This is a genomic window from Streptomyces sp. NPDC046909 (assembly GCF_040644695.1).
In the GTDB taxonomy this organism is placed as follows: domain Bacteria; phylum Actinomycetota; class Actinomycetes; order Streptomycetales; family Streptomycetaceae; genus Streptomyces.
In genome coordinates, this window is sequence record NZ_JBEYXC010000015.1 from 151628 (window position 1) to 164588 (window position 12961).

The following is a 12961-nucleotide window of genomic DNA, read 5'->3' on the forward strand; positions in this document are numbered from 1 at the left end:
TCAAGCCGACTTGAGGTCAAGAAGGTGTACGACGCCGACTCGTTGAGACAGGGTCGGGCTGCCGGGCCACGGTGACTCCCGCACGGGGACGGGCGGAATCAGGGGAGGTGCCTCCGGCGAGGGCCGTCCCAGCCGGACGCGGCGAGGGTCACGGCCGCCGCGCCGGTGCCGAGCACCGCCCCGGCGATGACGTCGCCGGGGTAGTGCACGCCGGTGTGGATCCGGGAGTAGCCGACGGCACAGGCCAGCAGGCCGAGCGGAAGAGTCGCGGCGGGGAGGGCGGGACCCACGGCCGCCGCGAAGGCGACGGCCGAGGCGGTGTGGCCGGACGGGAACGAGGCGGACGCGGGCATCGGCACATGCCGTCCGGGAAACGGCGAGTCCTCGGCCCGATGGGGCCGGGGCCGGCGTACCAGCTGCTTGCCGAGCAGGTTCGCACCAGCTGACGCGACCCCGATGGCCGCAACGCCCAGGGCCGCGGCACGGCGGGACCGGCCGGGGCACAGCGCCAGCAGACCGGCGACCGCGAAGGAGATCTTGGAGTGGTCCGCCGCCGCGGACAACCGCCGCAAGGCGTGGTCCAGGGTCGGGGTGTGGGTGACCGTCACGGCCTCGTACAGGGCCTGGTCGAGGGCGGCGAGATCACGCAACAGCGCTCGGGGGGCGCCGTCGTGGCGCTGCGGGCGGTCAGGCATCGCTCTGCTCCTGCATCGTGCGGGTGGTAGGGGAAGTTCGGTCGAGGGCGAGGCGGACGATGTGCCGCCAGTCGACGGACGGAGCCGTGTACGACGCGCCGGGCCGGTTCCGGGGCACCCGGACCCGCAGGACACCGGGACGCACCGTGCACACGACCGGCGGGGGCAGGGTGAGCGCCTCCCCGTCGACGGCCACCGCGACGAGGTCGGTGTCGGCCGCGACCGTCACCTGGTGTGCGGTCAGCGAGGTGATGCCGCTGGCCCGTTCGCCCCGCAGTGCCAGTTCGGCGGCCTGGGCGGCGCCCTCGATCCGGACGGCGAGCACACCGAGGCGGCCGGCGTCCAGGCGTTCCCTGCGCCCCGCGCCGAGCGGGTCGGCCAGCGCATAGGGGTTGTTGCTCACCAACAGGGCCTGCGGGACCGGCAGTCGGTCTCCGTCCGCCTGGGCCTCCAGCTGCGCCGCGGCCTCGCCGATCAGCAGGTCGGGCAGCTGGTCGAGGGCGGTGATCGTCTTGGCGTGGCGGTACTCGGGGCTCTGCACGATCTCGGCGTACGCCCCGAAGGAGACCGTGTTGACGAACGGCCGCCCGGACACGTCGCCCAGATCGACGCGCAGTTCCACACCGTCGGACAGTGCGTTCAGACCACTTGCGGGGTCGGCGCGGTCCAGGCCCAGATCCATCGCGAAGTGATTGCGGGTCCCGGCGGCCAGGACCATGAACGGGACGTCGTGTGCCGCGGCCACCTCCGCCACCAGCGCCTGCGTGCCGTCGCCACCGGCCACGCCCAGCAGATCCGCGCCGTCCGCGAGGGCCTGCCGTGCCAGCGCCGCCGGATCGGGACGGCTTTCGAGATCGAGCAGAATCACCCGGGCGCCGAGCGCCTCCGCCTTCTCGACCAGCCGGTGTTGGCCGACCTTCCCGCCTCCCGACCATGGATTCATGATCAGCACAGGTCGGCCGGGCGGCCGGACGGAACGGGAGCGCGTGCCGTGCGGCCTGCGCCGCCGACGCAACGCGCTCCTGGCGCAGGCCAGCGCCGCCGTCCACATCCCCAGTGCCGCCACCGCGACGAGCCACAGACCCGAGACGGCGTACAGCACGAGCACGCCCAGCGGAGCGCCCACGGCCAACAGAGCGCCGCACACACGCGCCAGACCCCGGTGCGCCAGCGCCCACCACAGACCGGCGCCGGCCACCCCCAGCCCGCCCAGGCCCAGCAGCAGTATCAGCAGGTGGCCCGCGCCCGCCGCCACGGACGCGACGGCAGCCGCCACACACAGCAGGGCGAGCCTGGCCAGCGTGCGCGCCCGTCTGTCGGAGCCGACCGGCTCCGGGAGACTCGTCGATCCGGCCGTGTTCATGGCGCTCCAGCGAGTTGGATGGTCGGCGTCATTCTGCTCGATCTCGAAAGCCGTCCCGATCCCAGGCGGCGCAGGCGCCTGGCCTGTTCAGGCCCCCTCACCGCGTTCCGAGGCCGCCTCGGCGTCGACGTGGAGGTTCAGATGGCCGGCCACGGTGGTCAAGGCGGCTCCCAGGGGGAGCGCGACGCGGGTGAGGGCGTGCTGGTCGCCCCGCGTGGGGTCCCGGTTGACGATGATCACGGGGATGGAGGCCTGGGAGGCCTGGCGGACGAAGCGGAGCCCGGACATCACCGTCAACGATGAGCCCAGGACCAGAAGTGATGTCGCGTCACGGACCAGCTGACGGCACTGCTCGACCCGCGGCGAGGGGACCGTCTCACCGAAGAACACCACGTCCGGCTTGAGGATGCCGCCGCAGATCACGCAGGGCATCACGCGGAAGTCCCCGACCTGCGCGTCCGTGAGGTCGGCGTCGCCGTCGGGGTTGATTCCGGCGGCTGTCGGCTCGAAGCCGGCGTTGGCCTCTTCGAGCCGCAGGGCGAGCTCACGGCGGGAGCTGACAGCACCGCACGAGAGGCAGACGACCCGCCCGAGGCTGCCGTGCAACTCGACGATGTTCTTGCTGCCCGCCGCCTGATGCAGGCCGTCGACGTTCTGGGTGATCACACCGGAGAGCAGCCCGTGCCGCTCGAACGCCGCCACGGCCCGGTGCCCGGCGTTGGGGCGGGCCCGACCGAAGGTGCGCCAGCCCAGGTGGCTGCGTGCCCAGTAGCGACGGCGGGCCTGGGCACTGGCGGTGAAGTCCTGGTAGGTCAACGGCGTGTGCCGGCCCAGGCTCCCGCCCTCGCCCCGGTAGTCGGGAATGCCTGACTCCGTGGAGATGCCCGCTCCACTGAGCACCAGCGCGCCGCCGACGCTCAGGACATCGACGACCGGCCCCAGATCCGTGGTGCCGGCCGGCAGGTCCTGGGCAGGAGTCCAGCTCAGAGTGGGACGCATGCGCATGCCGCAAGGGTACGGAACTCCGGCGCGCACGGGCGGCGTGCCGATCGACAAGGTGTGCGGCGGCCCGACGCGCGGCACGATTCCGTGCCGCCTCGAACTCGACGTCGATCCGCTCCACCAAGCGGCCCAGACCGGCTCGGCCTCCTCTCGGGAGGCGCTCGGACGGCAGCCTCGCCTGTTCCTGTGCCCGCCGCGCATCCGACGCTCACCGAGCGGCCCGTACGGCGGAGGCCGGGGCCGCGGAGGATTTCGATCCGGTGCGGATCCGCCCTTTCGTGGAGGTCGGCGGCGGACCCGGCGACAGCCGTCCCTGTCCTGTCCCGGGAAAAATGTGCGTGGGTGTGTCGATTCCGGCAGGGTGTGTTCGACGCAGGGGTGAGAGCAGGACACCGACACGAGAGGTGAATGCGATGCCCAAGGTGCGAGTACACAACGTGACGATCTCCCTCGACGGCTTCGTGGCGGGGGCGAACCAGCGTCTGGACGCCCCGTTCGGCGACGGCGTGGGCTGGGGCGATGAGCTGCACAGCTGGTTCGTCTCCGCGTCGCAGGACGCGGCTGCCGGCAAGAGCGGAATCGATGTCGACTACTTCGTCCGAGGTGATCAGAACATCGGCGCCACGATCATGGGGCGGAACATGTTCGGGCCGCAGCGCGGACCGTGGGAGGACGAGTCCTGGCAGGGCTGGTGGGGCGACAACCCGCCCTATCACCACGATGTCTTCGTGCACACCCACCATCCGCGCCCGGCACTGGAGATGGCCGGCGGAACCACCTTCCACTTCACCGACGAGCCGCTGGAGACGGTGCTCCAGCGTGCGTTCGAGGCCGCGGACGGCAAAGACGTCCGGATCGGTGGCGGGGCGGCGGTCATCCAGCAGTATCTGCGCGCCGGACTGATCGACGAGCTCCACCTGGTGATCGCGCCGATGCTCATCGGCCGCGGGGAGCGGCTGCTCGACAACCTGGGCGACGGGGCCGAGGGCTACCGCGTGGCCGAGCTGGTCAGCTCACCGAAGGTCACCCACGCGACGCTGGTCCGCCGCTGAACCGTTGGAGTCCCGCCGCTCGGGGCGCGGCGCCATCGGCTACCTGACCGGCCCTCTCGACCAGGTCAACCACGACGCCGCCCTCGCGGCCGGCCGGCGCCGTGAGAAGCGGCGGCCGGAGCAGGTGCGGGTGGAAGTGCCGGCCCGCTGCCGCCTTCGACCGGTCAAGAGGGACGGACCGCGGATACGGCGGTGACGGTCACCGTGTCGTCGCACTCGGCGAACTGCCCGTCGTCCAGGGCCACCTGGTGCGCCCCGGATCCCGGCAGCCGAACGACCATCGTGGGATACACCACGGGCGCTGAACCGGACACGCAGTATCCGTCGGCCTCTCCCTGCACCTGTACGAACGTCAGCTTCACCCACGCTTTGCCGCCGGGGGCCACCCTCACTGACGCCGAGGCTCCGGTCGGCTTGACGGTGAGAGGCACGTTCATCTCGGGAGAGCCGTTTCCGGCGCCGGCCACCGTGGGGTGCCCCTTGAGGACGCATGTCTGTCCGGACATGTTGGTGAACTCGACGACGGCCGCTCCGGTCCCCGTACCGGCCGGCCGCACGGCGGCCTGACGTGCGGTCGCCTTGAGGCTGTCCGCGGAACAGGTTGCCGCCGAATCGCCCGCGGTGGGCGCGGGTCCGGAGGCGGAGCCTGCGGGTTTCGGGTCGGGTGTGGAGGGGGCCGCCGAGCTGACGGCCCCGGACGGGGTGACGCCGCTGTGTCCGTTGTCCGCACCGCCCCCACCGGGCTGACATCCCGACACTGCCAGCGCCGCTGAAGTCACGATGACGGCCATGGCCGAACCGCGCACTGCGTTCACGTACCGCATGCTGTCCCCCGCATCCCAGTTGTCCGGAGCATGGCTCTTCGCCGCCCCCGTCGAACCAGACAGGACCGTGGAGCTGGTCAGTTCTGCCGCACTCCGGCCTGTGACCCACTGGTGACGAAATTCGGCCATAACCACCGTGGAAACGCCCCGGACAGGCCAGCAGTCGCTCCCGACCAGAGGGCCGACCGTGAAGGCCCGACCACGGTCGCGCTGCGACAACACCTCCATCGGCCGGGCCTGCAACCCTCCGCCCCCTCTCCGCACCCGGCTACCGGCTCGCAGGTCCCCACGCTGGGTCGGCATTCGGCATGCCCAAGCGCTGGCGGTAGGACGGGACAGGGCCGGCGTTCGCCAGGACGGTGGCGCAGGCGGTGTTGGCGGCGCAGGCCTGGCCGGGGTTGCGGGAAGGCAGCAGGGTGTTGTCGGTGAAGGCGAGGCGGTGGGGGTCTCCGCACCCCTCCTCCGGGTTCTGCTGGTCGGCCGGGGGCCAGGCTCCGGGGAACTCCCGTCGTTCGAGCCATTCGGGCACGGCGTCGTCCCAGAAGTTGCCGCGGTAGCGCACGTTCTGGACGGGGCGGTGACCCCATTCCTCGCTGCAGCCACCGATGGAGGCGACGTAGTCGTAGACCGTGTTGCGGTCCACGGTGACCCAGTTGGTGCTGTCGTCGGTGTAGATCCCGACGTTCCAGTCGCCGTATTTGCTGCTCGTGACCGCGTTCCCGCTGATGACGGCCCCGTCGGCGAAGGAGCTGCCCTGTTCGCCGCGCAGGTAGATGCCGCCTCCGTCCTGGAGGAGCCGGTTCGTCGCGTAGACGCGATTGTCGAGGATGCGGTTGCGGCGCATGATGCCCCGCAGGTCGTCGCCGGGCCCGGAGAGGATGCCGGTGTAGGGCACGTCGTCGACCTGGTTGTGCGCGATGGTGGTCTCCTGGGTCGCGGTGTCCCAGATGCCGGAGGCCGCGTGGTACTCCGCGCCGATGTGGTGGATCCAGTTGTTGGTGATCCGGTTGCCGCGGTTGGTCCCTTTCCGGTCGGGCGGGACCACCCCCATCAGGATGCCGCCGTCGGAGACGTCGCTGATGACGTTGCCGTCGACGACGTTGTGCGAGCTGTTCTCGGAGAGCTCCAGCGCCTGGGCGCCCAGGTGGGTGAAACGGTTGCCCTCGAAGGTGATGCGCTCGGCGGTGCGGAAGGCGACCGTGCCGGGCACCGTGAGCAGCCTCGCTTCCCCGCCGCGCTTCCCGGGCCGCAGGTACATGCTCCACGCGGCGGGGAACCCGGCGCTTTCGCTGGGCGCCAGCCAGGTGGCGTAGGCGAACGTCAGACCGCGGAAGCCGATGTCGTGGAGGGGACGGCCCGGACGGCCGGTGCCGGTGACCAGGGTCTCCAGGACCGGGGCGACCACCCTGGCCCGGCGCATGTCCTCCCCGGGCCGCGGGAAGTAGAGCAGCTCATGGTGTCCGGGCCGGGACCGGTCGAGGTACCAGCTGCCGGGCTTGGGCGCGAAGCTGGGGGAGTTCTCCACACTGTTCGGCGCTTCGAGCAACTCCCGGCCCCCGTACAGCTCTTGGGCCAGATCCCAGCACGGCCGGTCCATGGTGATGACGGTCCGGCGGGCACTGGCCGAGACGCCCGCGACTCCGCAGCGGCCCTCGACATAGCCGGCTCGGTAGACGAACTCGATGTCGCCGGGGTTCCGTCAGGTCCGGGGGACGGCACTGGAGGTGACGTAACCGGTCCTGGTCGCCTTCAGCGTGCCCGGGAAGCCCGTACCGCCGCGCGTGAGCCGCGCGGCGCGCCGGTCCTCGACGTAGAGCTGGCGAGTCTCGAGCCCGCCCACGTCCGCGCGCCAGAACCCCCTGAGCCGTTGGTCCGGCCGCCACTGGGAGATCCGCCGGCCGCCGCTGATCGTCACCCGCTCCTCCCGCGGTGTCCCGTAGCCGTACGCCTGGTAGATCACCCGGTGGCCGCCCCGGCCGGAGTCCCCCGCGGCCTCCGACAGGCGCAGCGGCGCCTTCAGGTGGTACGTCCCGCCGCGCAGGTTCACGACCAGGTCCGACGTCATCCGCGGCGCCCGGGCGCGTACGGCCTGTTGCGCGCGGGCCGGTGTGGCGAAGGGCCGGTCCAGGGTGCCGGGCCAGGAGTCCTTGCCCCAGGGAGCGACGTACAGCTGCGCGGGTGTCGCCGTCGGGGCCGGTAAGGCCCCCGCCGGAGAGGGCAGGGCCGCCACCGAGAGCCCGATCGCCACCGCCGCCTGCGTCACGACGCCTGCCCTGGTCCGTATGCGGAAGATCGGCATGCTGCCTCCTTGATGCACCGGAGTTCCACCCTGGGGCAGCACGAGATGGTGCGCAGTCGTCCTGAGGTAGCGGCATCATCGACCAAAGTCGACATCGCCGGCCCCCTTGGTCGGCTCGGAGTGCGCGGGCGAGCCCCGGTGGGGGTGGCGAGCCGCGGGTGGCCGGCAGCGGCCGGATCTCGCCGATGGCCCTGACGCGGCTCGTACAGGCGACCCTCGCGCGGACGACAAGGCCGTACGGGCCCATCGAGACCCGTACGACCTGCCCACGACCCCGAAACCTCGGGTGCGCCCGGGACGTGCGCGGGCTATGCGGTGACGACCGAGATGTTGAAGTCCACGGGGCCAAGGACCCCGTACAGCCGCAGCCACAGCGGCATGAGCAGTTCCGTCGCACGGGCGCTGGACAGATCCCCGAGGTCTGTGATCTGGGCGGAGGCCCAGCCGAAGGACCGCAGAAGAGCTGCCACCTCAGCCTTGGCGTGCTCGTCGTTGCCGCTGAGGAAGACGTTGTGGTGGCCGGGGACCCGGCTGGGCTCGACCATGACCGTGTTGTTCATCGTGTTGAGGGTCTTGACGATCCGCGTTTCAGGGAACGCCTTTTGGAGTTGCTCGGCGAGGCTGCCGCCGTCCGGAGTGACGACCTTGGGTGGGAACCCGTCGGAGAAGTCGAGTGCGTTGGACACGTCGACGAGCACCTTGCCGCGGAGATTGTCGGCACCCGCGGCTTCCAGCACGGCGAGTGAGACCAGGCCGCCGGTCGCGTTGACCACCAGTTCGGCCGCGCCGGCCGCGTCGGCGAAGGTGCCGTGCGCGCCGCCGTTGTCCGCGGCCCACTGTTTGGCTTCGGCGTTGTCCGCCGTCCTGGAGCCCATCGTGACTTCATGCCCCAGGGAGGCGAGCTTGGTGGCGAGTCTTCGTCCGACCTCACCCGTGCCCAGTACCGCGATCTTCATGTGGTCGTTCCCTCTCGTGCGACATCACTGTGCGGCTGTGGCCAGTTCAGCGACCACAGCGGCTACAGCTGCTTCCCCGGATTCGGTTGGGCAACTGATGTACGGGACCGTAGGCGGATACCGTCGGGCGCGGAAGTACGCACTATTTGGTGCCTGTCCGAGGGGGACCGATGGAACCGGACGTGTTCGACCCGAAATGCGGCTCACGGGAGGTACTCGACCTGATCGCCGACAAATGGAGCGCCCTGATCCTGTACGCGCTGCGAGGGCGCACCCTCCGCCATGCCGAACTGCACCGAGCCATCGGCGGGATCAGCCAGAAGATGCTCACCCAGACGCTGCGCTCGCTGGAGGCCGACGGGCTGGTCCGACGGGTTGCGTTCCCCGTCGTACCGCCCCACGTCGAGTATTCACTCACCGCTCTCGGAGAGTCCCTGTCCCCCTTGCTGACCGAAGTGTGCCGGTGGGCCGAGAACTACCTCGCCGACATCCAGGCGGCCCGCGCCGTCAGCGCACCAGGGCCGCGCACTCATGCCCTTTGACGAGAACCTGCTGCATGTCAGGAATCTCCCAACGGAAGCATTCGAGTGAGGACTCCATCCCCGCGTCCATCGCGATGGTGAAGTACCACAGCAGGTAGGCCGCCATGCCGAGCACGATCGGTCCTACGACGAGCAGGCGGATCAGCAGGAACAGAGTCCTGACCCAGGGCTGGGCCGGCCCCCTGGCGAAGTCGGGTCGCGCCGGGTCGTACGAGATCCTCTTGTCCGGCGCCCCCGAGCGGCCGGATCGGCCGAACTGGTGAGACGTTCCTCCGGTGTCGATGAACCCGTACACGACGGTTCCGTTGTCGGGGTCGTCGGATGGCCCACTGCGGAAGCCCACCTCGGTGGCGACGGTCGTCACGCCGTAGCGGTGCAGCAGCCACCAGGTCACCGTCGCGCGCCAGGCGCCGCGGGCGAGGAAGCAGCCGAAGGCGAACACCGGGAAGAGACCGGCCCAGAGCTGGGCGAGGCGCCCGTCGCCCGCACACAGAGGCGGCAGCAGGCCGAGGGTGAACAGGCAGGTGAGCGTCGCCCCGGCCCACCACTGGCCCGGGGACGGGGACGTCCTGTGCCGTGTCCAGGATGTCCAGGGGCGTTGCCTGGCCGTCACGAGGGCCGAGCCGTCGATGCGCCTTTCGGCCTCGTCCCGGTGCGGGAGCGCCGCGTTGACCGCGCGTGCGAAGGCCTCTACCTCCTCGGCGTTGCGGGAGCTGATCTGGCAGACCGTGGCCGGCTCGGCTCGGGCGACCGTCGAGTTCAGACGGATCTCGGCGGCCGTGCGGCTGCCCCTGGTGACCAGGACGGTCCGGATCGCGTCGAGGGGGATGGACAACCTGATCCCCGCCCGGTCCAGCTCGACGCTCTCGCGCTCCAGGAACGCGGTTCCGCCTCTGCCGTGCAACATCGCTCCGGCTGCGGGCTCGGTGTCTCTGACAGTCATGACGGGGTCCCCCCATGGTCAACTGGCATGGTCTGCAAGGGAGTCGTGGTCACCAGTTCGGCCACAGCCGCACCGTGCCGTCCAGGCTCCCCGAGGCCACGGTCGCGCTGTCCGGGCTGAACGCCACCGATGTCACCGTGTCGGTGTGGCCGGTGAGGGTGGCGACGGGGACGACGTCGTGCGAGCTCGTGCTCCACAGCCGTACGGTCTTGTCTTCGCTGCCGGTGGCCAGGGTGGCCCCGTCCGGGCTGAACGCCACCGCGGTCACCGAGCCGGTGTGGCCGGTGAGGGTGGCCTCCAGGGCGCCCGACACCGAGTCCCACACGCGCACGAGGGGGTCGGCGCTGCCGGTGGCCAGCAGTTGGCCGACCGGGCTGAACGCCACGGGCTTCATGCTGTGCCAGTACGGGGCTTCGAGGGTGGCGTGGACGGTGGGGGAGAACACGGCCTCCAGGTCCCACAGCCGTACATGGCTGTCGGCGAGGTCCTCGCTGCCGGTGGCCAGCGCGTATCCGTCAGGGCGGAAGGCCACCGCGTTGACCACGGTCATGCCCTTGGCCGTCAGCGTGTCGGTGACGGTGCCGGTGGCCAGGTTCCACAGCCGGGCCGCGCCGTCGCGGCCCCCGGTGGCCAGTTTCCTGCCGTCCGGCGAGAACGCCAGGTCCAGGGTGGGCAGGGGCAGCGCGACACCGGTGGGCTTCGCCGCGTTCCACAGGGCCACTTGAAGGGTGCCGGCCACGGCCAGTGTCCTGCCGTCCGGGCTGAAGGCCACCTTTGTGACCTCCTCGACCTGGTCGGGCCAGGGGGTGGTCGAGGTGCCCTTGGCGAGGTTCCACGACCGCAGCGTGCTGTTGATGCCCCGGACCCCGGACAGTCCGGCGACGAGCGTTTTGCCGTCCGGGCTGAACGCCACGCTGAGGGCGTGGCCGTCGGGGACGGTGAACACGATCTTGCGGGGTTCGTCGTCGCCCGCTCTCGACTCGATCTCCGCGAGTGTGACGGTGACGGCGGCCAAGCCGAGCGCGCCGAGCAGGAGCGTGCGGCGCCGCACCTTGGCGCGGGGCCCCGTCGGCGGTTGGCCCGGTTGCGGTGGTGTCCCACCGGTCGGCGTGGCGGGCGTGGCGGTCTCTGCGGGTTCGGTGGCTTCCATCGGCGTACACCCGGTTCCTGAGTAGGGGAGTGGTGCTAACGGGGCTGGTGGACAAGGGTGGTTGTGGCGTCGGCGCAGCCCCAGGCGAGGGTGACGCCGGCGCCTCCGTGGCCGTAGTTGTGCACCAGTCGGCGTATCCGGCCGGGCGGGCGCGGGTCGGCCTCCAGGCGGACTCCGCTGTCGCGAAAGGGCCGTAGGCCCACCTGGTGGCCGAGGACCGGGGCGCCTGCCAGCTCCGGCAGCAGGTCGGTGCAGCGGCGCAGGATCGCGGCGGCGGTGGCGGGGGACGGCGTCGTGTCCCACTCGCCGATCTCGAAGGTGCCGCCGAGGACGACGTCCGTGCTGCGGGGGTGGATGTAGGTGGTGCCGTCGGCGTTGTCCTCGTCGCGCACGGATGTGTGCAGTCCTGGATTGGCGACGAGGACCAACTGCCCTCGCGCCGGCCGTACTTCGGTGTCGCCGCAGAGGGTGCGGGTGGCCAGGCCGGAGGCGTTCACCACCAAGGGAGCCCATACGCCTGCCTGTTCCAGGGCGTCGATACGGCGATGGATCAGCGTGCCGCCCGCCGCGGCGAAGGTCTGCTGGAGCCAGGGCAGGTAGTGGGACATCTCCACGGTCGGAACGGTGAACGCCCAGCCGCCGGTGAACGGGGCCCGTACCTCGTCCCCGCGCAGGGCACGGAGGTCGGGAAGGGCGGAGGCCCACCAGGGGATGTCGTGGACCGCGCCGCGCAGCAGCATCCGGGTGGGGCGCATCACCACGCCGGGCACCCCGTCCGCCGCCTGGCGGGCGAACTCGTCGTGGGTGCGCGTGGCCCACTCCAGCACGCGCGGTTCGAACCGGGTGCGGGTCGGGTACCACACGGCCGCGGCGACGGAGGACGTCGTCTCGCCGGGCGGCTCGGCCGTGACCACGGCGACGCGGGAACCGGCCTGCTGGAGGCGCAGTGCGGTGGTGAGCCCGATGACCCCGGCGCCGACGACGACCACGTCGAACCTGTCACCCATGTCTCCCCCTGGATCGCCGAACCGTGTGGTGCCCAGCCACTGTCGGCGGGGAGTTGACGGCCTGTCCAAGACCAGTCACCTTCAACGCGATAAGCCGCGCTTATAGTTGGCGGATGGACCTGCGGCGGCTGCGCTACTTCCTCGTACTGGCCGAGGAGTTGAACTTCACGCGGGCCGCGCACCGGCTGCACATCGCCCAGCCCGCCCTGAGCCAGCAGATCAAGGCACTGGAACGGGACATCGGCGCCGAGTTGCTCGAACGGGGCAGCCGGGGCTGCCGGTTGACCGCGGTCGGCGAGGTCGTCGCCCGCGAAGCCGGCGAACTGCTCGCCCACGCGGACGCGGCACAGGCACGAATCCGAGCGGCCGCCGGCGGACGGCAGGGGCAGCTGCGGCTGGCCCTGACGCGCTCCGCCCGCGGCGGCCCCGTCGACGCCCTCCTCACGGCGTTCCGCACCCTCCACCCGGACGTGGAGCTCGTCGTACGGACGGGGTGGACCGCGCACAACATCACCGAACTGCTGGCCGGCAGGCTGGATGCCGCTTTCATACGGCCTCCGCTGGACGGCGAGGGCCTGGAGTGCCGGCACATCGCCCGCGAGGAACTCCTCGTGGCCGTCCCCGCGGAGCATCCCCTCGCCCGCGCACGCAAGGTCACCCGTGGGCACATCGCCGCCGAACCCGTGATCCTCTGGCCGCGCGAGAACGCCTCCGGAATGCACGACCTGATCACCCGACAGCTGTGGCCCGACGGAGGGCCGCGCATCGTGCGGGAGGAACCCGACGACGAACAGCTGCTGCTCAGCGTCGCCTCGGGCATCGGCATCGCCCCGGTGCCCGAGGGCCGCGCCCGTGCGCTGCGCATACCGGGGGTGCGCCTCAAACGCGTGACCGCGCCCATGCCCACCGTGGACCTCGCCCTGGCCCACCGACCCGGAGACGCCACACCGGCACTGCGAGGACTCCTCGGCCTCGTCGACACCTTGCCCCTGACGTCGGCCGACTGACGTCGGCCACCACTCGATGGCCTCCCTCCCCTCCGACCCCGAACCACTGGGGTGTCACCCCGGTGCGAGTGCGCCGGGGTTCGGGTTTCGTGGGCGCATGCCGGGTCAGCACACCCACACA

13 protein-coding genes are annotated in these 12961 nt (G+C 71.3%); 3 read left to right on the top strand and 10 right to left on the bottom strand.

What is annotated here, in order from left to right; all coding sequences use genetic code 11:
• Positions 1–98 precede the first annotated feature (98 nt).
• From ABZ928_RS38915 to ABZ928_RS38925, 3 genes are all read right to left on the bottom strand, one after another.
• Positions 99–695 (bottom strand): phosphatase PAP2 family protein, encoded by a 597-nt coding sequence (locus tag ABZ928_RS38915; protein ID WP_361529537.1) that lies wholly within the window; start codon positions 693–695, stop codon positions 99–101.
• Positions 688–2058: a diacylglycerol kinase family protein gene (locus tag ABZ928_RS38920; protein WP_361529540.1), complete on the bottom strand. Its 1371-nt coding sequence runs from the start codon at positions 2056–2058 to the stop codon at positions 688–690. The genes ABZ928_RS38915 and ABZ928_RS38920 overlap by 8 nt, the downstream gene beginning before the upstream one ends.
• 87 nt (positions 2059–2145) lie before the next feature.
• On the bottom strand, positions 2146–3063 hold the full coding sequence (locus ABZ928_RS38925) for an NAD-dependent protein deacetylase (protein ID WP_361529543.1): 918 nt from the start codon (positions 3061–3063) through the stop codon (positions 2146–2148).
• A 410-nt stretch (positions 3064–3473) separates the two neighbouring features.
• On the opposite strand from ABZ928_RS38925, the gene ABZ928_RS38930 reads away from it, so the two are divergent.
• The gene (locus tag ABZ928_RS38930) at positions 3474–4112 is read left to right on the top strand and encodes a dihydrofolate reductase family protein (RefSeq protein ID WP_361529546.1); all 639 of its coding nucleotides are present in this window, start codon (positions 3474–3476) and stop codon (positions 4110–4112) included.
• 164 nt (positions 4113–4276) lie between these two features.
• On the opposite strand, the gene ABZ928_RS38935 is transcribed toward ABZ928_RS38930, so the two are convergent.
• From ABZ928_RS38935 to ABZ928_RS38950, 4 genes are all read right to left on the bottom strand, one after another.
• Positions 4277–4936, bottom strand: coding sequence for a DUF4232 domain-containing protein (locus ABZ928_RS38935; protein ID WP_361529549.1), 660 nt, complete (start codon positions 4934–4936; stop codon positions 4277–4279).
• Between the two features lie 268 nt (positions 4937–5204).
• Positions 5205–6533, bottom strand: a complete 1329-nt coding sequence (locus ABZ928_RS38940) for a right-handed parallel beta-helix repeat-containing protein (RefSeq protein WP_361529552.1) — start codon at positions 6531–6533, stop codon at positions 5205–5207.
• Positions 6534–6635: 102 nt separating this feature from the next.
• Entirely contained in the window at positions 6636–7235 is a 600-nt protein-coding gene (locus ABZ928_RS38945; RefSeq protein WP_361529555.1) for a hypothetical protein, read from the bottom strand.
• Positions 7236–7543: 308 nt separating this feature from the next.
• Entirely contained in the window at positions 7544–8191 is a 648-nt protein-coding gene (locus ABZ928_RS38950; protein WP_361529558.1) for an NAD(P)-binding domain-containing protein, read from the bottom strand.
• A 170-nt stretch (positions 8192–8361) separates the two neighbouring features.
• Between ABZ928_RS38950 and ABZ928_RS38955 the strand changes: the two genes are divergently transcribed.
• Positions 8362–8733 carry a helix-turn-helix domain-containing protein gene (locus ABZ928_RS38955; RefSeq protein WP_361529561.1) on the top strand — a complete coding sequence of 124 codons (372 nt, stop codon included), beginning with the start codon at positions 8362–8364 and terminating at the stop codon, positions 8731–8733.
• Here the strand turns inward: ABZ928_RS38955 and ABZ928_RS38960 are convergent.
• Genes ABZ928_RS38960 through ABZ928_RS38970 form a run of 3 tightly spaced genes read right to left on the bottom strand, consistent with a single transcriptional unit; the run spans position 8699 to position 11833 of the window.
• Positions 8699–9676, bottom strand: coding sequence for a hypothetical protein (locus ABZ928_RS38960; RefSeq protein ID WP_361529564.1), 978 nt, complete (start codon positions 9674–9676; stop codon positions 8699–8701). The two genes, ABZ928_RS38955 and ABZ928_RS38960, sit on opposite strands and share 35 nt — an antisense overlap.
• Positions 9677–9725: 49 nt before the next feature.
• Complete coding sequence (locus ABZ928_RS38965; protein WP_361529567.1) at positions 9726–10826, bottom strand: WD40 repeat domain-containing protein; 1101 nt, start codon at positions 10824–10826, stop codon at positions 9726–9728.
• 35 nt (positions 10827–10861) lie between these two features.
• Entirely contained in the window at positions 10862–11833 is a 972-nt protein-coding gene (locus ABZ928_RS38970) for an FAD-dependent oxidoreductase (protein WP_361529570.1), read from the bottom strand.
• A 113-nt stretch (positions 11834–11946) separates the two neighbouring features.
• On the opposite strand from ABZ928_RS38970, the gene ABZ928_RS38975 reads away from it, so the two are divergent.
• Positions 11947–12840, top strand: coding sequence for a LysR family transcriptional regulator (locus ABZ928_RS38975; RefSeq protein WP_361529573.1), 894 nt, complete (start codon positions 11947–11949; stop codon positions 12838–12840).
• The last annotated feature ends 121 nt before the right edge of the window (positions 12841–12961 follow it).